Raw genomic sequence first — 21638 nt, 5'->3', positions numbered from 1 at the left:
GGGGGTGTGGAACCACACACAATCAGTTAAACCTTTAGCTAACACACACGTTCTATTTATTCACTAGGCCTCGGACCGGCATTCTTTCCGGAGTCTTCAACCGTCATGATAGGGCGAACGGTCACATCATCATTCACACGAATCTGACAAGATAAACGCAAATGATCTTCAGCAATTCCTTCCACGCCTTTTTTTGAAAAAGCTTCTTTCTCTGCGGTAGTTACATCAGAAATCTCACCAGACAATATTTCTACTCTGCACGTCGTACATTTTGCTTGTCCACCGCAACGATGAAGAATATCCACACCGTTATCTTCTAATGCCAGGGCTAATTTTTTTCCATGTTCAACTTCAAAAGTTCCTCGACCCGGAACAGTTACTTTGGGCATTGTTATCCTCCTAAAAAATATTCTAATATTAACTTCTCTGGTTTGCATCCAAACAAACGGAACAATCTGAGGTTTTTTCCTGAAGTTTTACTGAACCTCTCAATTCCTCCTATATGTAAAGTATATCATGACAACTATATTCAATATAATTGTTTTTTTCTCTTTCTAGGGCTCAGAAGATCCTTTATTTGCAATATGGTGTTCATTTTACAAAATATGGGTTTGTTCTATTGATTGATTCTGTTGGATAACTGATTGCATCGTAACTTTGAACATTGCTTCGGCCACTAAATTATCATACGAGCATCCCTTCATGCTTAATGAACGCTCAATTTTAAACGTTTCACAACAGCTAATTCTTGGTCTTGATTGAATTGACGTTGGAGTCCACTTTTGATAGGTGCTTCATTACAGCTTTCCTTATGTACCTTATATTGGGCCACAGTATAGATCGAAACAAGTCCTCTTGAATTGTGTGGTACCTGGTACCATACAAAACCTCCCCTTAATGGAGCTTGACTCTTCGAACAATAAATCAAAGAGCGTTTGGGAAGATTAAGCTTGGAAGATCGGAAAAAGTTAACGAGCAGTCAACCCGAGGATGAGGAATCTTCCTCTAGTCTGTAATTTTACATAATTAAGGGGGCAAATTGTATTGCACGTGATAAGAATAAGATGAAAGGGGATAATGATAATAGAATTATGGAGGAGGTAAAAAAACAGTGAAGGAAATTACTCCTAAAGAAGTAGCGGAAAGAGTAAAAAGCGATCAAAAGGTAAGCATTATTGATGTACGTGAGGATGAAGAAGTGGCGCAAGGAAAGATACCTGGTGCTCGTCATATTCCTTTAGGTCAGATCGAGGGTCGCTTACATGAAATTGATCCATCAAAAGAGCACATCATGGTATGTCGATCTGGCGGAAGAAGCGGGAAAGCTAGTGAAATTTTGAAGGAGAAGAACTACGAGGTAACGAACATGACAGGCGGAATGTTGGCATGGGAAGACAATGTAGAGGAATAAGGGAGGAAAAGCAATGGCTGTAAGTACAATGACAACAAAAGAATTAGCAAAGAAAGTAGTAAATCATGAAAAAACATTGATTTTAGATGTACGGAATCCTAGTGACTTTGATGATTGGAAAATCGAAGGTGGAAATGTAGATGTTATAAACGAGCCATACTCTAGTTTGCTCGCTGATATTGGATCCGTAGAAGGAAACTTACCAAAAGAAGCAGAATTTATTGTTGTGTGTGCTAAAGGCAATTCATCTCAAAAGGCTGCTAAAATACTCGATGAAGCTGGTTATACTAATGTTCATTCCTTAGAAGGTGGCATGAAAGCTTGGAGTGAACATTTAGAACCAACTAAAATTGCTGATTTAGATGGTGGTGGAACTCTACATCAATTTATCCGTTTAGGTAAAGGTTGTCTGTCCTACTTTATAGTATCAGATGGGGAAGCGGCGATTGTAGATACAAACCGAATGACAAGTGTCTATGAAAACTTCGCCGAAAAAAATGATATAAAAATTAAGCACTTGATCGATACCCATCTTCACGCCGACCATATTACTGGAGGACGTCAGTTGGCGGGAAAAGTAAATGGAACGTATTATCTGCCACCAAAAGACGCTACAGAAGTTACTTTTGACTATACAGCACTAGAAGAGGGACAAGATATTGTAATAGGGAATACGACGGTAAAAGTTCAACCGATTTATTCACCAGGTCACACACTTGGTAGTACATCGTTAATCATTGATAATCAATACCTTCTTACAGGCGATATCCTGTTTGTAGAATCCATTGGGCGTCCAGACTTAGCAGGAAAAGCCGAAGACTGGGTAGGAGATCTACGCAACACGCTATATAAACGCTACAAAGAACTGTCAGACGATTTAGTCGTATTACCAGCTCACTATTCATTTGCCAAAGAACTTGGAGAAGGTGGACAAGTATCAGCTCGTTTAGGAGATCTTTATCAGAAAAATTCTGGTCTTCAAGTGGATAATGAGAACGAATTCAGAAGAATGGTAACCGACAATCTTCCGCCACAGCCCAATGCGTATGAAAAAATTCGTCATACGAACATGGGTAAAGAAAATCTAGAGGAGGAAGAACAGAGAGAAATGGAAATTGGACCCAACCGTTGTGCAGTCCACGGATAATGACGTAGGAAGGTGAAAAACGGTGGATTATAGTATCTATTTTATGATGATTATCTTTCTGATTGGTTTCATTGGTTCCTTTATATCTGGAATGGTTGGAATTGGTGGCTCCATTATTAAATACCCTATGCTATTGTATATCCCATCATTAGTAGGATTAACTACGTTTACTGCCCATGAGGTTTCCGGGATTAGTGCTGTGCAGGTGCTATTTGCAACGATCGGCGGTGTGTGGGCATATAGGAAAGGTGGATATCTAAATAAATCATTAATTCTCTATATGGGTATTAGCATCTTAATTGGCAGTTTTATTGGTGGATTTGGTTCAAGATTCATGGAAGATGATGGAATCAATTTAGTGTATGGTATATTAGCAATTATTGCCGCGGTTATGATGTTGATGCCAAAGGAAAATAAGGAAGATGTCTCACTGGAAGAAGTAACCTTCAACAAATGGCTCGCGGCTTTCTTTGCAATTCTGGTAGGAATTGGTGCAGGGATTGTTGGTGCGGCTGGTGCATTTATCTTAGTGCCGATCATGTTGTTAGTGTTAAAAATTCCAACACGTATGACCATCGCCTCATCGCTAGCGATAACCTTTATATCTTCCATAGGTGCAACAACAGGAAAGGTTTTGACGGGACAAGTGTTGTTTGTTCCAGCGATTGTTATGATTGTTGCAAGCCTCATTGCATCACCGCTAGGAGCTAACTTTGGGAAAAAAGTAAACGCGAAGGTGCTGCAAATGATTTTAGCTGTTTTAATAGTTGGGACAGCCGTTAAGATTTGGTGGGATATTTTAACTTAGATTAAAATAAAGATGATTACAATTATACCTATACGGGTATACAGGGAGTGGAAGAGCAAAGGGAGTGAGGATATGATGAATGGCAGTGGAATGGGTGGAGGATTTTTTGGCTTTGGATTCTTCGGTATCTTGATTGTCTTAGCGATTATTTTCATTATTGTTTGGATGATGAAACCAGGGACAAACAATCAATCAAACCATTCATCCCGCAATAGACCGCTTGATACATTAAAGGAAAGGTTAGCAAAAGGGGAGATTTCTAAAGAAGAATATGATCGTTTGAAACATAAATTAGAACAATAATTTTTTCAGTAAGAAGGATGCCCTGGGCTTTATTCACTCGAGCCCAGGGCATCCTTTTTTTGTTATTATCCATTCCTTTAAAATTGAAATAGCACTTTTTTTCATTTGTCCCTAATTAAAAGTAAAGAGGGATTTCTAATTGTGTGGTACCTGGTACCATACAAATAAAAGTATTGCGTTTCCGTTGCTTTTCATCGGAGAATGGGGTAGGGGGAAAGCGAGCGGTTTCTCTCTCCCCCTATCCTCTTTTTACATACGGAACTATTCTTTCCTTACAACTCTTTATTCAGTCAATTTTGATAACACGGAATCAAGGTTGAATACAGCCTCTTGTAATTTTCTCTGATCTTCCACGCTTAATTTTCCCAAACGCTCTTTGACCTCTTGTTGAAGTATTTCTCTTTTTTCCTCTAAAAAAACTTTTCCTTCTTCTGTAAGCTCAATATAAATAACGCGACGATCTTCGTTGTCTCTTACTCTTATAATAAAATTTTTATCCATCAATTTATTAATTAAAGGCGTCAAGTTTGATTTTCTGATGGCTAATTTTTTTCCGATATCTGTAGTACGGATAGAATCTGCATCTGCAATAATATTTAGAATATGGAAGTGGGTATGGTGTAAATCAGAATCATGCAAAATGTGAACAGGACCAAATAATTTTTTCGCCATCAGAGGGATGACGGATAACGTTTGTTCTACTAGCTTACTCGTATCAATTGATTCATTAATTGTAATCCCTCATTTCTAATAGCTGAACGTTGACTTCTTTCTACATTGAGTGAATAATTACTATATAGTTATGATAACAGAACTATTCACTGTAGGGGAGGAGTGTTTTTGTGAAGCCAGTTATCTCAGTAAAAGATTTAAGGAAAACCTATAAAAAAACCGATGCCGTCAAGGGAATCAATTTCGAGGTGGATGAAGGGGAGATTTTTGGATTTCTTGGTCCTAATGGAGCAGGGAAAAGTACAACGATTAACATGATTTGCACGATGCTTGCTCCTAGTGAGGGGAGCATTATTATTAACGGTTTTGATGTTAAGAAGCAAAAGAACAGTGTACGTGAAAGTATTGGTATTATTTTTCAGGAAAATACATTGGATGAAAAACTAACAGCCAATGAAAATCTCATGCTTCATTGCCGTTTCTATAAAGTACCAAAAGATAAACGACAGGAGCGCATCCAAGAGGTGCTGGAAATCGTTGATTTAGTAGATAAACGAAAAGACCGTGTAGAAACATTCTCTGGTGGAATGAAACGACGTCTTGAAATAGCACGAGGACTGCTTCATTACCCTAAGGTGCTGTTTTTGGATGAGCCAACGGTAGGGCTCGATCCGCAAACGCGTGCGCACTTGTGGGAATATATTTTAAAATTGAAAGAAAAAGAAGGAATCACGATGTTTTTGACTACCCACTATTTAGATGAAGCAGAAATTAGTGATCGAGTTGCTATTATGGATCAGGGAGAAATTATTGCGATCGACACGCCTACTGAACTGAAAAATCAACTTGGCGGCGATATCATTGAATTGTCTACGGAAGATAATCAGCAAGCTTTAGTAGAAATTCAGGACAAAGTGGACGATGCGGAAGTTTCACTTAAAGATGATACGATCCACTTGAAGGTTTCGAGCAGTGATGCTTTTATTTCTTCATTTATTAAAACTTTAAATATACCTATTACTAAATTAAACATTCGTAAACCGACTCTTAACGATGTATTTTTAGCTTTCACGGGTAGAGAAATTGGTGAAACGAATGATCAGTAATCAGATGGACAGGGGGCAATTTTAAATGGAAGGAATCTTCGCTATTTGGCAAAGAGATATAACGAAATTTTTCCGAGATAAGGCAAGGCTATTTGGCTCCTTTACGATGCCAATCCTGTTTTTGCTTATATTCGGTGGGGGAATGAGTGGCACCATGGAAAATATGATGATCGGAAGTATGGGAGGAGAAGCGGGTGGTGCTGACTTCAATTATGTTGAGTTCGTTTTTCCTGGTATTGTTGCCATGACGTTACTGATGACATCAATCTTCTCCGCCTTATCGATCATTGAAGATAAGGATTTTGGCTATATGAAGGAAATCCTCGTATCTCCAATTTCACGGGTGAGCATTGCCGTGGGAAAGATGCTTGGTGCTGCGACGGTTGCGACCATTCAAGGGATTATTCTGTTTTTACTTATTCCTTTAATAGGATTAACCTATGATTTTATGTCGCTGATTCAAGTGATTCCGTTTATGTTTTTGCTTGCTAGTGCTTTATCCGGTTTAGGATTATTATTCGCGAGTGTGATCCGATCCACTCAGGGATTTCAAATGACCGTGCAAATTCTTGTCATGCCAATGATTTTCCTATCTGGCGCTTTGTTTCCGATTAACAACATGCCTGCTTGGATGAATTTTATAGTCAAAATTAACCCAGTCACCTATGGCGTCGACGTGATGAAGAAGATCATGATCGATGTTGACACTCTTTCCCCTGTCATACGGGAAGCGATGGGACTGAACTTATCTGTCTTTGGACGACAGGTGACATTTTTTGAAGAGATCTTATTTATTCTCGTCTTTGCAATCATACTTGTTCTGCTGGCAACAATGAGTTTCAGAAAGGCGAATGCTTAATTGTGTGGTACCTGGTACCACACAATTTTTACTTCCGCTTCGAAGAACTAGATGGTGTTTACTCTTCGTAATTCCTCGATCATTTTTTGATCATATCCTAATGCTCGTAAAATCTCTATTGTATGCTCCCCTGCCTCTGGTGGATGACGTTTTACTTCGGTTAAGCTCCTCGATAGCTTTAAGGGGCTGCCGATCATTTCAATCTCGCCTGCTTTGGGGTGTTGGGCTGAAACAAACATATCCCGTGCTATGAGTTGCTCGTCAGATACTAGATCCTTCACCGTTTGGATCGCACCAAACGGAATATTAGCTCCATCACATTTTTCCTTCCAGAAAGCTACTGTTTTTTTTGAAAAAGCTTCTTGTAAAATCTCAGAGAGTTCCGTTCGGTGAGCGACACGATCTGGATTCGTTTGAAATCGGGTATCGAACGCTAAGTCTGGATGCTCAATCACCTTGCAGAGGGAGGCGAATTGTTTATCATTCCCAACAGCAATGACCATTTCCTTATCTTTAGATTGAAACGTTTGGTAGGGGACGATGTTGGCATGGTGATTTCCTAATCTTTGAGGGACTTGACCTGACAATAAATAGTTACTTCCAATGTTGACGAGAGAACTTACAGCTGAGTCATAAAGGGACAGATCGATTTTTTGACCTATTCCTGAATGGCTTCGTTCCAGCAATGCTGCTTGGATTCCGATGCATGCATACAGCCCCGTTAAAATATCCGTGATGGCAACACCCATTTTTTGTGGCCCTGAATTATCATCACCAGTAATACTCATGAGACCGCTCATTGCCTGAATAATAAAATCATAGCCAGGCAAGTGCTTATATGGACCTGTTTCACCAAACCCTGTGATAGAACAGTAGATGATACGAGGATTAATGCTTTTTAACGTGGAGTAATCCAGCCCCAGTCGTTCCATCGTACCTGTTTTAAAATTGTGGAGAATGACATCACTTTCGGCTACGAGTTTTTGAATGATTTCTTTACCTTTTTCCGTTTTTAAGTTTACAGTGAGACTTCTTTTATTCCGATTAGCACACAGGTAATAAGCGCTTACTCCTTCTTGAAAAGGAGGCCCCCATTTTCTCGTCTCATCACTTCCACCAGGTGCCTCCACTTTAATTACTTCAGCACCAAGATCACCTAAAATCATTGAACAATAAGGACCTGCAAGCACGCGGGTTAAGTCGAGCACTACAATACCGTCTAACGCGAAAGTCAGTTTAGTCACACCCTTTCGATATAGGAAAAAGCCAACCGAACCCATACGATGTATGAATCCAACTGGCTTGGGAACTACTGGGTTAATTATATGGAGGGAGGAGGCTGTCCGTCCTTACACTTTATTCCATAATCGAGGGAAATATGATTGATTCTCTTATTAGATGGAAAAAAGACCTATCATGAAACGAATGTTCCTTTAATAGAATAGAACAGTAGGACAACCAGTGATTGGATTGCTCCTGATCGCGAGCTAATTGTTCCCTATCCCAGGTAGATTGTTCCCGATCTTGAAGGAATTGTTCCTTATCTCGAGCGGATTGTTCCCTATCTCAAAAGAATTGTTCCCTAACGTTAAATGTAAAGAGAATTCTTGATAATATCACAGTTTTAAGGGGTCAGGCTCACTTGTATGCAAGGTCAGTGCCTTCGTCTGACTCCTAAATCTGACTTGGGGGTCGAATAGATGACATATGGGTCTAAACAAGTAAATAGCTTACCTCCTTATCTGTTTTCAATTTTTCATCAAAAAAAGAAGAAGCTGCAGGAGCAGGGAATAGACGTCATTGATTTAGGGATAGGAGCACCAGATTTGCCAACCCCATCTTTTATTATTAATCGATTAACAGTTGAGGCAAGTAAACCAGACAATCATAAATATTCCCCTTATGGAGGCTGTCAGGAATTTAAACTAGCCGTAGCCTCTTTTTATAAAAAACACTACAACGTCTCCCTGAATCCCGAAACAGAAGTTCTTGCTTTGATTGGTTCTAAAGAAGGGATTGCCCACCTTATTAGTGCGGCCCTTGATCCGGGTGATGGAGTTCTTGTTCCTGATCCCGGTTATCCAGTCTATCAATCGGCTATTCACTTAGCTTATGGTGCAGGGATTCCGTTCCCTTTAGATGAGAAAAATGGTTATGTCCCTCAGTTGGAGTCAATCTCTGAATCTGAATTGCAACGATCGAAACTTCTTCTATTAAATTATCCGAGTAATCCGACGGGGGCTACGGTTGGACTTGATACGTTTACCAAGGCTGCAGATTTTGCTAAGAAACACAAACTCGGTTTGGTGCACGATGCTGCCTATGATTTAGTAACCTTTGATGACTATAAGGCACCTAGTATTTTGCAAGTTCCTGGGGCGAAAGAGATCGCGGTGGAATTTGGTTCTTTGTCTAAAAGTTTTAATATGACTGGCTGGAGAATTGGATACGTGGTAGGAAACAAGGAGTTAATTCGCTCTTTGTCGATTGTGAAAAGTAATACAGATACGAGTCAGTTTCTACCGATTCAAAAAGCAGGAGCTGCTGCTTTGAACAGTGACTTTTCCTCCGTGAAATCTAACAATGCTATCTATAGTAAACGAATAGACAATATGCTTGCGGCCTTAAAAGAAATCGGTATGAAAGCAGACAAGCCTAGAGGAACTTTCTTCATTTGGGCAAAGGTTCCAGGTGGATATTCATCACAAAATTTCGCAGAAAAATTGTTGGACGAGGCTGGGGTGATCGTTACTCCAGGAACAGCTTTCGGTTTAAAAGGAGAAGGTTATATCCGAATATCCTTAACTGTTCCTATCGATCGTTTACGTGAAGCGGCAGCTCGGATGAAAAAAATGATGGGAGGAGGGTCTCCCTAATGACCAAAAGTCAGCCTCAGCTGTTAACGAGTGCACAGGCGATAGTGGAATGTCTTAAGTTAGAAGCAATAGCTAAAGTGTTTTGTGTACCTGGAGAAAGTTATCTTCCTATTATGGATGCAATTCATGATGAACCCATGATTGATTTAATCTCGACAAGACATGAAGGCGGGGCATCCTTTATGGCCGAAGGTTTTGCAAAAGCCAGTGGAAAACCGGGAGTAGTGATGGCTACTAGAGGAGTTGGTGGATCAAACCTTGCGATTGGTGTTCATACGGCGTATCAAGACTCTACACCCATGGTTGTTTTATTAGGACAAGTTCATAGTCAGTTTAAAGGCAGAGAAGGTTTTCAAGAAATAGATTTGCAAAGGTTTTTTAGCCCAATTGCCAAGTGGACTATGGAAATTCAAGAACCATCTAGAGTTCCTGAGCTTGTGCAACGAGCTTTTCGTATCGCCAAAACTGGTCGTCCTGGTCCTGTTGTCTTATCGTTACCGGAAGATCTCCTTACAAAGAAGGGGAGGATGGAGTTTGCAAATCCTGTGGCAAGACCTTCCCCTCGTCCTTCCTCACATGAAATAAAGGAGATTGAGAAGCGATTACAAGTGGCGAAACGTCCGCTTATTATTGCTGGCGGTGGAGTGAAAAATGCTGGAGGGGAAGATGCTTTAGTCGTATTTAGCAGCAAATATAATATCCCCGTTATGGCTGCTTTTCGAAGGCACGATGTTTTTCCTAATGATCACCCGCTTTACGTAGGACATCTTGGTTTAGGGATGGATCACAACCTCTTACAAACTGTAGAGGAAGCGGATATGGTGATAGCGATAGGGACGCGGTTATCCGAAGTGACGACACAGGATTACTCGATAATAACGAAGGACAAAACACTCATTCATATTGATATTGATTATGAAACACTTGGAAAAGTATATCCCCCAGATATTGGTGTTGTAGCCGACGCGAGGGAAGCTTTAAAGGATTTACTCGGATGTAAGTTGGCCTCGCCGTGGGGAAATTGGAATAAAAAACGCAGGCAATCTTATGTGAATTCTATACAGATGACCGGAATAAAGGAAACAGTTAATCAGCAGATAATAGCAATCCTGCAACAACGTTTGCCTCCTAACGCCATTATCACAAATGATGCTGGGAACTTTGCAGGCTGGCTTCATAAATATTATCAATTTAATGAAAAGAACACATATATTGGACCCACTTCAGGTGCAATGGGGTATGGTATGCCTGCTGGGTTAGGAGCAAAATTGGCTAAACCACACTGTGCAGTTATCTCTTTGTCAGGAGATGGCGGTTTTATGATGACGATCCAGGAATTTGAAACTGCTGTCCGTTATAACATCCCCATCATTAGTATTGTTTTTAACAATTGTATGTATGGAACGATTCGTATGCATCAAGAGATTCATTACCCCTGTAAACCAATCGGAACTAATCTAGGCAATGTGCCATTTTCCAAAGTGGCTCGAGACTTAGGTGCGGTAGGTTTTTATGTGAAAAGTCCAGAAGAATTTGACCAAGCCCTCATAAAAGCTATACATGCTGAAAAACCGGTATTGATTGAGGTGGAAAGCGATCGGGAGCAAATTTCCGTTTCATCGACCATCCAGCAAGTAAGAGAACGCGATCGTTAATCATACTTATTTCAAGGACGCAATTTGAGGAGGAGATCAACTATGGGTGATAAGCTGATCAAAGAAGAAAAGTTTAAAAATTTTATTAATGGAAAATGGACTGAACCAACAAGTGGGCAATACACGGACGTCATTAACCCAGCTAATTTAGAAACACTCGTTCAGGTTCCTTTATCAAGCATAAGAGACGTGGAAATAGCAACACAAGCCGCGAAAATAGCTCAAAAAAAGTGGGCACTTGTACCAGCACCACAACGAGCAGAAGTACTTTATCGTGTCGGGTTGATTATGAAGGAGAGAAAAGAATCCTTATCACAATTGCTGACGATGGAAAATGGAAAAGTGATAGAGGAAGCTCGTGGAGAGGTACAAGAAGGAATTGATATGGCTTTTTACATGGCAGGGGAAGGGCGGAGATTATTCGGACAAACGACACCTTCAGAGCTAAAAGATAAATTTGCGATGAGCGTGCGTGCTCCGGTTGGGGTGGTCGGCATCATTACCCCATGGAATTTCCCGATTGCGATTGCAACATGGAAGTCTTTTCCGGCAGTCGTAGCAGGAAATGCAGTCGTTTGGAAGCCGGCGACGGAAACACCGATCATGGCTTTTGAGTTAGCGAAAATTTTTGAAGAAGCGGGATTGCCAAAAGGAGTCATGAATGTCGTATTTGGTGCAGGTTCCACGGTGGGAGAAGCGATGATCGAACAAGAAGACATACGCGTTATTTCTTTTACAGGGTCTAATGAAGTAGGACGTAATATTGCAGGAAAATGCGGCCAACGCTTGAAGAAAGTGTCGCTTGAAATGGGTGGCAAAAATGCGGTGATTGTGATGGATGATGCCGATCTTTCCTTGGCTGTGGAGGGGATTTTATGGAGTGCGTATGGAACGAGTGGGCAACGTTGTACCGCATGTAGCCGAGTCATAGTCCATGAAAGTGTTAAAGAACAACTCGAAGGTCGCTTGTTAAATGAAATAGCTAAGCTAACAATTGGAAACGGCTTAGATGAATCGATAAAGGTTGGCCCCATTATTAACCAAGACGGATTAGATAAAATTAAACGATATATTCAAGTCGGAAAGCAAGAAGGTGCTAAGCTGCTAACAGGCGGTTACGTCATGGAAAATGGAGAACACGCCCGCGGTCACTACTTTGCTCCGACTTTATTTACAGATGTAACTTCTGATATGCGTATCGCACAGGAAGAAATTTTTGGACCGGTTGTTTCTCTTTTATCCGTGAGCAGCCTGGATGAAGCGATAGAAATCAATAATAGCGTTGAATATGGGTTGTCGAGTTCTATTTTCACCCGTGACGTGAACCAAGTATTTGCCGCTCAACGTGATTTAGATACAGGAATTGTTTATGTGAACGCAGGGACAACAGGCGCAGAAATTCATTTACCTTTTGGAGGTACAAAAGGGACGGGGAATGGGCATCGTGATTCTGGAGTAGCGGCATTAGATGTCTTTACCGAATGGAAAGCAATTTACGTAGATTTTAGTGGGAAACTTCAACGAGCTCAAATTGATGTGGAATAGATGAGTAATTGAGAAGGAGTGCGGACTATGAAAGTAGCTGTCCTAGGATCTGGTTTAATGGGAAAAGAAGCGGCACGTGATTTAGTCCAATGTGTCGGAGTGGAAAAAGTAGGTCTCGCTGACATTGATGTAAAAAGAGCCCAACAAGTCTGCCAGCAGATCCGTTCATCAAAGATTCAGGCGTATAAGGTAGATGCCGGAAACTCTACAGATTTGTCGGATTTTATCAAGCAATATGATGTGGTGATTAATGCATTATTTTATTCTTTTAACGAAACCGTTGCTCGTACCGCAATAGACGCAGGGATAAGTTCAATCGATCTAGGCGGTCATATTGGTCACGTCACCGATCATGTCTTAGACCTTTTTGATGAAGCAAAAGCAGCCAACGTAACTACAATCCCTGACTTAGGAGTGGCGCCAGGGATGATCAACATATTAGCTGGTTACGGTGCGAGCAAACTTGATAAATTGAGTTCTATTCGACTATTTGTCGGGGGTATTCCGGTTCAGCCTGAGCCCCCACTTGAATATAATCATGTTTTTTCAATGGAAGGTTTGTTCGATCATTACACAGACCCTTCAACCATTATTCGAAGTGGCAAGAAACAAGAGGTAGCATCTTTAACAGAGCTTGAACGATTATATTTCGAAAGATTTGGTCCGTTGGAAGCCTTCCATACATCAGGTGGTACGTCCACTTTGTTGGAGTCTTTTCCAAAGGTTGACACGTTAGAATATAAAACGATTCGTTACCCTGGTCATGCTGAAAAGATGAAGCTATTAGTTGATTTAAAATTAACGAGAAATGACTATGAAGTCGATGTGAATGGAGTAAAAGTAAAACCACGTGACGTATTGTTAAAAACCTTAGATCCCATCGTGGATTTAAAGGACAAAGATGATGTTGTGTTACTTCGAGTTTGTGTAGGTGGAATCAAAGACAAGAAAAATACGACTTATCAATATGAAATGGTTACTTATAAAGACCGGAAAAATCAAGTAACTGCAATGGCTCGTGCCACGGCGAATACAATTTCGGTTGTCGCTCAAATGATTGGGGGTCAATCTATTACCAAAAGAGGTGTGTATCCTCCTGAGAAAATTGTACCAGGGGATCTATATATAGCTGAAATGGCGAAAAGAGGGGTTGTCATTTCTGAAACACGATGGAATGACTAATAAATGGAGTATTCGGCTAACGAATTGCATATCAATTCGTTAGCCGTTTTTAGGTTGAAAGAGAGGTGTTACATTTGTTCTGTTTTTTTGTTTAACTAAATCACCTAGATTATAGAAGGCTCAGCTTCGAGACCTTCCGGTGGTTTCCGTTACAAAGGATGAGGTTAGAAGGTCCGGGAAATCACTCGCTTTCCGTGGGCATGTGGTGAGCTTCCTCATGCGGGATCATTCAATAAAAGAATGGCGGTTCCGTTGTTTTTTATCGGAGAATGGGGGATGGGAAACCACTCGCTTTCCGCGGGGAAGACGGCAAGCCTCCTCGAGCTAAAGGGTAGTCTTGCCAGTCTATCCTTTCCCGCAGGAGTCTCGCAGTTTCCCATCCCCCATAACTATGAAGAGTGGAACGGAACACTTTTTATGAAAATCAGGTTGCTGTGTGAATATTGCCATTGAAATGATCCACTTCTGCCCTTACGTGGAAGACAGCTTCGAGACATTCCGGTGGTTTCCGTTACAAAGGATGAGGTTAGAAGGTCCGGGAAATCACTCGCTTTCCGTGGGCATGCGGTGAGCTTCCTCAGGCTACGCCTTGCGGGATCTCACCAATCATGTTCATCCCACAGGAGTCTCGCAATTTCCCGGACCTTCTTGCTTTCGTAAGGAGAACGGAAGCATCGGTTAAGCTACTTCACGTGAGCAGAACGCCTTATGCGTGAGAGTCGTGGAGGACACTGAAAAATTGATAATATAAGAGAACAAGAACTAAATCAATCAATATATAAGGCAAAGTCGATAGGATCACCGATATATAGTAGGTGGTCTCATTGTATTTTTTTCCTTGTAAAGACTTTTTCAGTGGCCTCGCTTTGCTCTGTGGGTTTCGTCTAGTCCGCTTTTTCCGGCCCTCTCTGCTTAGCTTTATTTTCACGAACGGAACCGAATAGGAGGCCTTCCTCCATAATGAAAATAGAGGATAAAACATGCTGTTATAACAATAGCTACGTGCCGACTTCTTAGATTCGTAGATGTTCCGTCCCTCTTCTTCATGGCAAGGGGGTCGGGGAAATGACGTGACTCCTGTGGGATTAGAGGACATGGTGAGACACCGCAGGACGAAGTCCAAGGAGGCTCACCGTACTCCCACGGAAAGCGAGTTATTTCCCCGACCTCCTTCTCCTCCTACCGATGACGGAACAGCCACACATTCATATCGGAATCGAGTCTTCAACAATCCTTCACAGACTCTTCAATTATTTTAACTCAAAATTACAATTACCTACTTGGTCTATAAAAATCAACATAATAATTAGAACATTGACAATATGTGTTGTCATTATGCTACTTGGATTGCGATGTTGTATGATTCATCAAGTGTTTTTATCCAATAACACTTGATATATAAGGGAAAAATAAGAGACCAAATCATATGCGATTTGGTCTGCTAATTCGTATGTTTCTCCACCAAAACGGAACTACTTACAAAGTTCCTCTGATTCTTTTATTTTAGTCGTTTCGATTCTACGTCCAAACTCACTTCGAATATATTCATGGTACGCCCCCCCCTTTCCTTTTCTCCATCTCTTGGTGTTACTTTAATAATAAGGGGGACGCCATTTATTTTTAACATACCTGAGAAGTAACTTTTTTCATTCTGGAGGATGAATCCTTTTCTCAGTCTAAAGACGTAAAAGGGAATGTACGTTCTCGGTCGTTTGTATGATGGTTATTCCATCCTTGTACTGAGGGACCTTATCTTTCTGTAAGATATTCTAATAGGAAAGGGGACATAACGGCGAGATGTTAGCGCTTGTGAAGCGGATGCATTATGTTGGATTCTCCTGAACAATCATAAATGAGGTGAGTAGGTTTGATTTTTAATTAACTTGGTAGATCAAATGCTTCTAAAGGAAGGCGGGTGATTGTACGCGATAGTAGTCCGGTCCACTGATTTTTAATCCTTGTTTTTTATGGATGAAGGAATTTTCACCTATGAGATAGAAATTAGAAAAGAAGAACAGGTTACAGATCAGTTACACATTATATATCTGTCAGAAATTACTTCTGACTGTGTTGGGGTGAAACCATGGAACGATATGAAAGTATGGAGAAGATGCAAATATTAAAGGTTATAGCAGAAACCCTAAATCGATCAAACAATTTAAATGATATGTTGCAAACGGTATTGGAAAAATTGCTGGAATTGACTCGCCTTGAAACCGGGTGGATATTTCTAGTGGATCAGAAGCCGCACTATGAATTCGTTGCGGACCATCAATTACCTCCTGCTTTGACCGTGGAAGGTAAAAGGCCTATGTGCCGTGGGGATTGCTCCTGTCTGAATTGGTATTGGAGCGGCAGGTTAAGAGAGCCAGTCAATATCATTGAATGTAAAAGAATCGATTACGCGATAAAACATGAATCAGGAGACACGAAAGGGATTACCCATCATGCCACCATCCCCTTAGCAGACGGAGAAGAACGTTTTGGTATCTTGAATGTAGCTTCTCCTGGTAAAGAACATTTTTCAGAAGAAGAGCTAACTTTGCTTCAATCATTGGCTTTTCAAATCGGAACAGCAGTGAAACGCACCAGATTGTATGAGGAGCAGCAGAAACGCGCAGAAAACTATGCAAAATTAAATAAACTTGTACGGTTGATATGGAAAACTTCGGATATTGATCGTCTTTATGAACAAGTGGTACAAAAAACTAGTAAAATTTTTCAATGGCCTTCCGTAGGCTTATTTATTAAAGAAGAAGAGGCGCTATTCTTAAAATCTATTGTGACAGATGATCCGCAATTAATAGACACAGCTTCTCAATCCTTAAAGGATGACCACCCTGCTGTTCATTCGTTTAACAATCAGGAGGTCATTCTATCAGGTAAATCTTCAAGTAATGGAAACGCAGAGTATGTAATGGTTCCTATTCACATCAAAGATGAAAAGCTAGGAGTCTTGTATATTGCAGCTCCTCGTTCTCATGATATTAGTGAGTGTGATGTAGAGGTGTTACAGGCGCTTGCAGGACATATTTCTTTAGTTTATGAAAGTCTGCGGCTGCAGGAGAAACGTGGAGAATTGCTTCTATATGAAGAAAGAAAGCGTCTGGCGCGTGATTTACATGATTCAGTGAATCAAAAGCTGTTCTCTTTATCGCTCACTGCCAGAGGCGCTAAAGAAATCATTTCGCCTCAGGATCAACCATTGAGAGATTTACTAGACGAGATGCTCGGTATGTCACAAGACTCTTTAAAAGAGATGCGTTCCCTAATTTGGCAGCTTCGCCCAATTGGGATAGAAGAGGGTTTAGTGTCAGCTATAAAAAAATATGGAGATCATCTCGGTCTTTCCATTATATTTAAAATAGATTCAGCTCCAGATTGGTCACGCTCTGTGGAAGAAACGTTATGGCGCATAAGCCAGGAAGCCTTGAATAATGTACACAAACATTCCAACATGCAGAAGGTGACCATTTATATGTATGAAAATAGGCAAGGCGTAGGAATGGAGATTGTAGATCATGGAAATGGGTTTGATGTTAATCAAAATCCAAAAAAGCGATCGTTAGGTCTGACGAGTATGAAGGAGCGAGCTGAAATATTCGGAGGAGTATTTCAAATAAGCAGCGAACGGGGATTAGGAACTACTGTGAAAGTATTCCTTCCATTTGAAAAACAAGAAAAGAGTGGTGGGCAATGACAATTAAAGTAATGCTAGTGGATGATCATCTCGTCGTGTTGCGTGGTTTGCGATTTTTCTTAAACACCCAGCCGAACATCGAGGTAGTGGGAGAAGTGAATAACGGTTCGCTCGTCCTTGAAAAGTATGAAGAATTGCAGCCAGATGTGGTGCTTATGGATCTGATGATGCCTGTTATGGATGGCATAGAAGCCACTAAAAAAATAACAGAAGCTTATCCAGATGTGAAAGTGGTCGTTCTGACAAGTTATTCAGACCAGGATCATGTCATACCGGCCCTTCAAGCGGGTGCGGTAGGCTATCAACTAAAAGATATAGATCCTGATGAACTAGTCAAGACCATCCACGCTGCCTATGAAGGAGAAAAATATCTTCACCCAAAAGCGACTCATCTACTGTTATCTGAAATGAATGATCAAGGAAAGAAAACCAGAACCCCAGCCCTCTACAAGCTTACAGCACGTGAAAAAGATGTGCTGCAACAGGTTACGCTTGGAAAAAGTAATAAGGAAATTGCGACAGTACTGTACATATCAGAAAAAACTGTCAAGACACATGTCAGTAATATTTTAAGTAAGCTCCAAGTGCATGACCGCACCCAGGCCGCCATCTATGCGATGAAGGAAGATCTATTTAAAGATCAATCATCCTGAACCTTTAGAGGAAACCCACAGAGCAAAGCGGGCCACTGAAAAAGTCTTTACAAGGAAAAACACAATGAGACCACCTACTATATATAGGTGATCCCATCGACTTTGCCTTATATATTGATTAGTTCTTGTTCTCTTATATTATCAATTTTTCAGTGTCCTCCACTATGCTCACGCATAAGGCGTTCTGCTTACGTGGCAAGGGGGTTGGGGAAATGACGTGACTTCTGTGGGATTAGAGGACATGGTGAGACCCCGCAGGACGAAGTCCAAGGAGGCTCACCGTACTCCCAACGAAAGCGAGTTATTTCCCCGACCTCCTTCTCCTCCTACCGATTACGGAACAGCCACACGATCATCTCGGAATCGAGTTTTCAACAATACTGTCAAGTTAGTTTAAGATCAATCCTTCACAGATTATACAATTATTTTCACTATAAAATTACAATTGCCTACTTGGCCTACAAAAAAAGCACGTTGACAACAGCTATTGTCAACGTGCTATTTGGTCTGCTAATTAGTCTACTAATTCGTATGTTTCTCCACCAAAACGGAACTACTTAGTCCTAGACTAAGCCATTTTGGAAATTAATAGTAGGGAGAAATCATTAAGTAAACAATGACACCCGTCAAACTTACATATAACCAAATAGGCATCGTCCATCTAGCAATTTTGCGATGCTTATCGACTTTCATAGCAAGACCGCGGAATAGCGTAAGTAGCGCCAATGGCACAATAGCAGCCGCTAAAACAATATGTGTGATGAGAATGAAATAATAGATCGTTTGTAAAGTTCCTTCTTCTCCATAAGAAGTCGAAGAAGACATAGAATGATAGGTTAAATAAGATATAAGAAATAAAGTCGTCGTCGTGAATGCTGCAAAGATGAAACGTTTATGCCACGTAATGTTTTTTCGTAAAATCATAAATAAGGCGGCAAGTAAAAACACGAATGTGAAAGAGTTAAACACAGCATTAAGCAATGGCAACAGCTTAATATCAAAGCTTGCCCCACTCCCTATTTCTGGAACGAATAGCAGTGCTACGACAATGACATTGATGGCAATAGAAAGCCCAATCACCCAAGGTACATAGTTGTAATCTTTGTTGATTTGCAAAAAAATTCCCCTTCTCGTATAAAAGTGACTCAACGATGAGTATATCGAAAAAAGTCACCAAAATCATTAGAAAACGAGTTAGAACGGTGACGAAATTGTTAATTTTTTTCACATGTTGCCGTACTGACACGGTCAGATCCCTTACTCGTGGGATAAACTTGAAGATTGTTAAGAAAAGAATTAATGTTTTTAATAAAGTTTTTGTTCCATGAACCGATAAAAAGAAAAGGTTGAAAATGTATAAAGTAGGGGGAAATTATGGTTTTTAAAAGTTTGAAAGGAAAAATGTTATCGATCTTTTTACCACTAGTCATTATTGGACTAGGTTTGTTTATGGCCTTTTCTTATAATTTTTCAAAAGCGCAAATTGATGAAGAAATCAATTCACGTATGACCACTTTGCAAGACAATGCGATTCATAAAATAGAGGGTAAATTCGCTAGTCACCAACAGGTTGCTGAATCGACCGCTTCTGTTGTGAATGCAACGGGTCAATCGTTATCACGAGAAAATTATCAAGATATCCTAGAGAAAAGTATTATGACTAACGAGGATACGTTAGGAGCGGGTGTTTGGTATGAGAAGTATGCCTATGACTCGTCAGTAGAATACTTCGGTCCTTATGTCTATAAGGATGGGGGAAGTGCTGTTTTTACGGATGAATATGAAACAGCAGAGTATGATTATCCGAGTTGGAATTGGTATACCCAAGCTCAAGGTGTAGAGGATGCCGTCTGGGGTGACCCTTATTACGACGAAGCTTCTGATATTACGATGGTCACCACTAGTGTACCGTTTGAAGATGAATCTGGGAATTTTGGCGGAGTAATTACAGCAGATATTGATTTAACACAAATCCAAGAAATTATTTCAGATATCCAAATTTATGAAACAGGCTGGGCATTTAGTATTGATAACTCAGGGACATTTATCGCTCATGATCAAGATGAAAAAGTAATGAATGAGACAGTAGAGGAAGATGCTCAATTCAATGCACATAGTGAAGAGCTGTTAAATAATAGTAATGGGCATTTTGCTATGAAAATGAATGGGAAGGACTATCAAGTTTATTATAATACGATTTCTCGTACAGGTTGGAAAGTTGGTTTAATGGTACCTGAAGGAGAACTCTATGCTTCTCTTGATCAATTGTTAATTCAACAATTAACCCTTGGAGGAATCGTCATTATACTACTAATCAGTGCGATTTATCTGTTTGGAAATCGCATTACTAAACCAGTAACCAAACTTAAAGAAGAAACAGATAAAGTTGCCCAAGGAGACCTTACCGTTACAGTTGCTCATCATTCAAATGATGAAGTAGGTCTATTATATAGTCATTTTAATGTGATGCTTAATAATATGAGAGATCTTATTTATCGAACAACTAAATCTGCTGCGGTAATAAGTAATTCAGCTGAGAACTTCAGATCAGTTTCAGAAGGAACGACTGCTTCAAATGAAGAAATCCAAAGTACGATGGAGGAAATTACTAAAGGTGCACATCAATCGTCGGAAGATTTAGATCAGATGCGTACTCAAATTGATATGCTAAGTGGAAAGATAGAGTCCGTTGCTCAAAGTAGTGATCATATGAATGGATTATCTGATCGTGCCACAACAGTTAACCAAAATGGATTAGCACAAATGGACGAGTTACGCAAACACTCCGAGGAATCGAAAAGAACCATTGCAGAGGTTGAAAACGTTGTAAGAGAGTTAACGAATCAGATTGAACATATTGGCAACTTTATTTTGACGATTAATAATATATCAGAACAAACGAATCTCTTAGCATTAAATGCAAGTATTGAAGCAGCTAGAGCAGGAGAACACGGAGCGGGTTTTGCTGTAGTTGCAGAAGAGGTTCGTAAGTTAGCGGAACAAACGGCGAACTCTACGGATGAGGTTCGTAAAATCATCGATCAAATTCAAATAAGCTCAACTGGGGCGATCAACAAGATGGATGATGCAAGAAAGATTACCAATACGCAAAATGATGTGGTAGCGAAAACAGAGGAAGCCTTTAATGATATTGAGTCAGCCGTTCGTCAAATTACTAATAGTATTGAAAGTAACGTTGCCAATGTTGAAGATATTAACCAATATAAAAATAATGTCGTAAGTTCGGTGGACAACATAGCTTCAAGTATTCAGCAAACCGCTGCTGCAAATGAAGAAATCAATTCATCTATTGATGAACAAACAGGGGCATTAGAGTCATTAGCCCACTCGGCTGAAAATTTGAACCAATCGAGTCATCAGTTACATGAATTAGTTAAGGAATTTGAAGTGGGAACACAAACTGAAGACGAAAACAGTCAATCAAATAAAGCTGAATAAACACGGGGTGGCAGAAGGATCGAAAAGCAGTCTTCTCTAATTATAAGTGGTTCCGTTTCGGTGGAGAAACTTACGAAATAGCATACGAATTAGCAGACCAAATCGCATATGATTTGGTCTCTTGTTTTTCCCTTATATATCAGAGGTTATGGGATAATAACATTTGAATTATTATACAAATCGCATAATAAAGCTGTTATCAACGTGCTAATTACTATGTTAATTGGTATGCTATTTGCTATGTTGATTTTATAGACAAGTA

18 protein-coding genes are annotated in these 21638 nt (G+C 40.2%); 13 read left to right on the top strand and 5 right to left on the bottom strand.

Going from position 1 to position 21638, the window contains the following annotated elements; all coding sequences use genetic code 11:
* Window positions 1-56: 56 nt before the first annotated feature.
* On the bottom strand, window positions 57-389 hold the full coding sequence (locus ACFQIC_RS17530; RefSeq protein ID WP_204711455.1) for a 2Fe-2S iron-sulfur cluster-binding protein: 333 nt from the start codon (window positions 387-389) through the stop codon (window positions 57-59).
* A gap of 317 nt (window positions 390-706) precedes the next feature.
* The gene (locus ACFQIC_RS17525) at window positions 707-832 is read right to left on the bottom strand and encodes a hypothetical protein (protein ID WP_417363405.1); all 126 of its coding nucleotides are present in this window, start codon (window positions 830-832) and stop codon (window positions 707-709) included.
* 279 nt (window positions 833-1111) lie between these two features.
* On the opposite strand from ACFQIC_RS17525, the gene ACFQIC_RS17520 reads away from it, so the two are divergent.
* The 4 genes from ACFQIC_RS17520 to ACFQIC_RS17505 all read left to right on the top strand — a co-directional run bounded on the left by ACFQIC_RS17520 (window position 1112) and on the right by ACFQIC_RS17505 (window position 3669).
* Window positions 1112-1411: a rhodanese-like domain-containing protein gene (locus tag ACFQIC_RS17520; RefSeq protein ID WP_204711456.1), complete on the top strand. Its 300-nt coding sequence runs from the start codon at window positions 1112-1114 to the stop codon at window positions 1409-1411.
* Window positions 1412-1424: 13 nt separating this feature from the next.
* Window positions 1425-2558 (top strand): MBL fold metallo-hydrolase, encoded by a 1134-nt coding sequence (locus ACFQIC_RS17515; protein WP_204711457.1) that lies wholly within the window; start codon window positions 1425-1427, stop codon window positions 2556-2558.
* A gap of 22 nt (window positions 2559-2580) precedes the next feature.
* Window positions 2581-3366, top strand: a complete 786-nt coding sequence (locus ACFQIC_RS17510) for a sulfite exporter TauE/SafE family protein (protein ID WP_204711459.1) — start codon at window positions 2581-2583, stop codon at window positions 3364-3366.
* A 72-nt stretch (window positions 3367-3438) separates the two neighbouring features.
* Window positions 3439-3669: an SHOCT domain-containing protein gene (locus tag ACFQIC_RS17505; protein ID WP_204711461.1), complete on the top strand. Its 231-nt coding sequence runs from the start codon at window positions 3439-3441 to the stop codon at window positions 3667-3669.
* Window positions 3670-3951: 282 nt separating this feature from the next.
* On the opposite strand, the gene ACFQIC_RS17500 is transcribed toward ACFQIC_RS17505, so the two are convergent.
* Window positions 3952-4341, bottom strand: coding sequence for a MarR family transcriptional regulator (locus ACFQIC_RS17500; protein ID WP_204711463.1), 390 nt, complete (start codon window positions 4339-4341; stop codon window positions 3952-3954).
* 170 nt (window positions 4342-4511) lie between these two features.
* Here ACFQIC_RS17500 and ACFQIC_RS17495 point away from each other — a divergent pair, with 170 nt between their 5' ends.
* Both ACFQIC_RS17495 and ACFQIC_RS17490 read left to right on the top strand, forming a co-directional pair.
* Window positions 4512-5447 (top strand): ATP-binding cassette domain-containing protein, encoded by a 936-nt coding sequence (locus tag ACFQIC_RS17495; protein ID WP_204711465.1) that lies wholly within the window; start codon window positions 4512-4514, stop codon window positions 5445-5447.
* A gap of 25 nt (window positions 5448-5472) precedes the next feature.
* The gene (locus ACFQIC_RS17490) at window positions 5473-6306 is read left to right on the top strand and encodes an ABC transporter permease (protein ID WP_204711467.1); all 834 of its coding nucleotides are present in this window, start codon (window positions 5473-5475) and stop codon (window positions 6304-6306) included.
* A 47-nt stretch (window positions 6307-6353) separates the two neighbouring features.
* On the opposite strand, the gene ACFQIC_RS17485 is transcribed toward ACFQIC_RS17490, so the two are convergent.
* Window positions 6354-7541, bottom strand: coding sequence for a CaiB/BaiF CoA transferase family protein (locus ACFQIC_RS17485; protein WP_204711516.1), 1188 nt, complete (start codon window positions 7539-7541; stop codon window positions 6354-6356).
* Between the two features lie 465 nt (window positions 7542-8006).
* On the opposite strand from ACFQIC_RS17485, the gene ACFQIC_RS17480 reads away from it, so the two are divergent.
* The 6 genes from ACFQIC_RS17480 (at window position 8007) to ACFQIC_RS17455 (ending at window position 17917) form a co-directional block, all read left to right on the top strand.
* On the top strand, window positions 8007-9182 hold the full coding sequence (locus ACFQIC_RS17480) for an aminotransferase class I/II-fold pyridoxal phosphate-dependent enzyme (protein WP_204711469.1): 1176 nt from the start codon (window positions 8007-8009) through the stop codon (window positions 9180-9182).
* Entirely contained in the window at window positions 9182-10837 is a 1656-nt protein-coding gene (locus tag ACFQIC_RS17475) for a thiamine pyrophosphate-dependent enzyme (protein WP_204711471.1), read from the top strand. Before ACFQIC_RS17480 ends, ACFQIC_RS17475 begins: the two co-directional genes overlap by 1 nt.
* Window positions 10838-10879: 42 nt before the next feature.
* Window positions 10880-12382, top strand: a complete 1503-nt coding sequence (locus ACFQIC_RS17470; RefSeq protein WP_204711473.1) for an aldehyde dehydrogenase family protein — start codon at window positions 10880-10882, stop codon at window positions 12380-12382.
* A gap of 27 nt (window positions 12383-12409) precedes the next feature.
* Complete coding sequence (locus ACFQIC_RS17465) at window positions 12410-13564, top strand: saccharopine dehydrogenase family protein (protein WP_204711475.1); 1155 nt, start codon at window positions 12410-12412, stop codon at window positions 13562-13564.
* A 2083-nt stretch (window positions 13565-15647) separates the two neighbouring features.
* Entirely contained in the window at window positions 15648-17264 is a 1617-nt protein-coding gene (locus ACFQIC_RS17460) for a GAF domain-containing sensor histidine kinase (RefSeq protein ID WP_204711477.1), read from the top strand.
* Window positions 17261-17917 carry a response regulator gene (locus tag ACFQIC_RS17455; RefSeq protein ID WP_390217529.1) on the top strand — a complete coding sequence of 219 codons (657 nt, stop codon included), beginning with the start codon at window positions 17261-17263 and terminating at the stop codon, window positions 17915-17917. Before ACFQIC_RS17460 ends, ACFQIC_RS17455 begins: the two co-directional genes overlap by 4 nt.
* A gap of 585 nt (window positions 17918-18502) precedes the next feature.
* On the opposite strand, the gene ACFQIC_RS17450 is transcribed toward ACFQIC_RS17455, so the two are convergent.
* Window positions 18503-19033 (bottom strand): DUF420 domain-containing protein, encoded by a 531-nt coding sequence (locus ACFQIC_RS17450; RefSeq protein ID WP_204711479.1) that lies wholly within the window; start codon window positions 19031-19033, stop codon window positions 18503-18505.
* A gap of 258 nt (window positions 19034-19291) precedes the next feature.
* On the opposite strand from ACFQIC_RS17450, the gene ACFQIC_RS17445 reads away from it, so the two are divergent.
* Entirely contained in the window at window positions 19292-21376 is a 2085-nt protein-coding gene (locus ACFQIC_RS17445; RefSeq protein ID WP_204711480.1) for a methyl-accepting chemotaxis protein, read from the top strand.
* Window positions 21377-21638 lie beyond the last annotated feature (262 nt).

This window comes from Halobacillus seohaensis, assembly GCF_042663045.1.
In the GTDB taxonomy this organism is placed as follows: domain Bacteria; phylum Bacillota; class Bacilli; order Bacillales; family Halobacillaceae; genus Halobacillus_A; species Halobacillus_A seohaensis.
This window is presented reverse-complemented; position numbering and strand designations above follow the sequence as displayed.

Coding starts and splice junctions, on each gene's coding strand:
- ACFQIC_RS17530 (WP_204711455.1), bottom strand. CDS start 389: ATGCCCAAAGTAACTGTTCCGGGTCGAGGAACTTTTGAAGTTGAACAT.
- ACFQIC_RS17515 (WP_204711457.1), top strand. CDS start 1,425: ATGGCTGTAAGTACAATGACAACAAAAGAATTAGCAAAGAAAGTAGTA.
- ACFQIC_RS17505 (WP_204711461.1), top strand. CDS start 3,439: ATGATGAATGGCAGTGGAATGGGTGGAGGATTTTTTGGCTTTGGATTC.
- ACFQIC_RS17500 (WP_204711463.1), bottom strand. CDS start 4,341: ATGGCGAAAAAATTATTTGGTCCTGTTCACATTTTGCATGATTCTGAT.
- ACFQIC_RS17490 (WP_204711467.1), top strand. CDS start 5,473: ATGGAAGGAATCTTCGCTATTTGGCAAAGAGATATAACGAAATTTTTC.
- ACFQIC_RS17480 (WP_204711469.1), top strand. CDS start 8,007: ATGACATATGGGTCTAAACAAGTAAATAGCTTACCTCCTTATCTGTTT.
- ACFQIC_RS17475 (WP_204711471.1), top strand. CDS start 9,182: ATGACCAAAAGTCAGCCTCAGCTGTTAACGAGTGCACAGGCGATAGTG.
- ACFQIC_RS17470 (WP_204711473.1), top strand. CDS start 10,880: ATGGGTGATAAGCTGATCAAAGAAGAAAAGTTTAAAAATTTTATTAAT.
- ACFQIC_RS17465 (WP_204711475.1), top strand. CDS start 12,410: ATGAAAGTAGCTGTCCTAGGATCTGGTTTAATGGGAAAAGAAGCGGCA.
- ACFQIC_RS17460 (WP_204711477.1), top strand. CDS start 15,648: ATGGAACGATATGAAAGTATGGAGAAGATGCAAATATTAAAGGTTATA.
- ACFQIC_RS17455 (WP_390217529.1), top strand. CDS start 17,261: ATGACAATTAAAGTAATGCTAGTGGATGATCATCTCGTCGTGTTGCGT.
- ACFQIC_RS17445 (WP_204711480.1), top strand. CDS start 19,292: ATGGTTTTTAAAAGTTTGAAAGGAAAAATGTTATCGATCTTTTTACCA.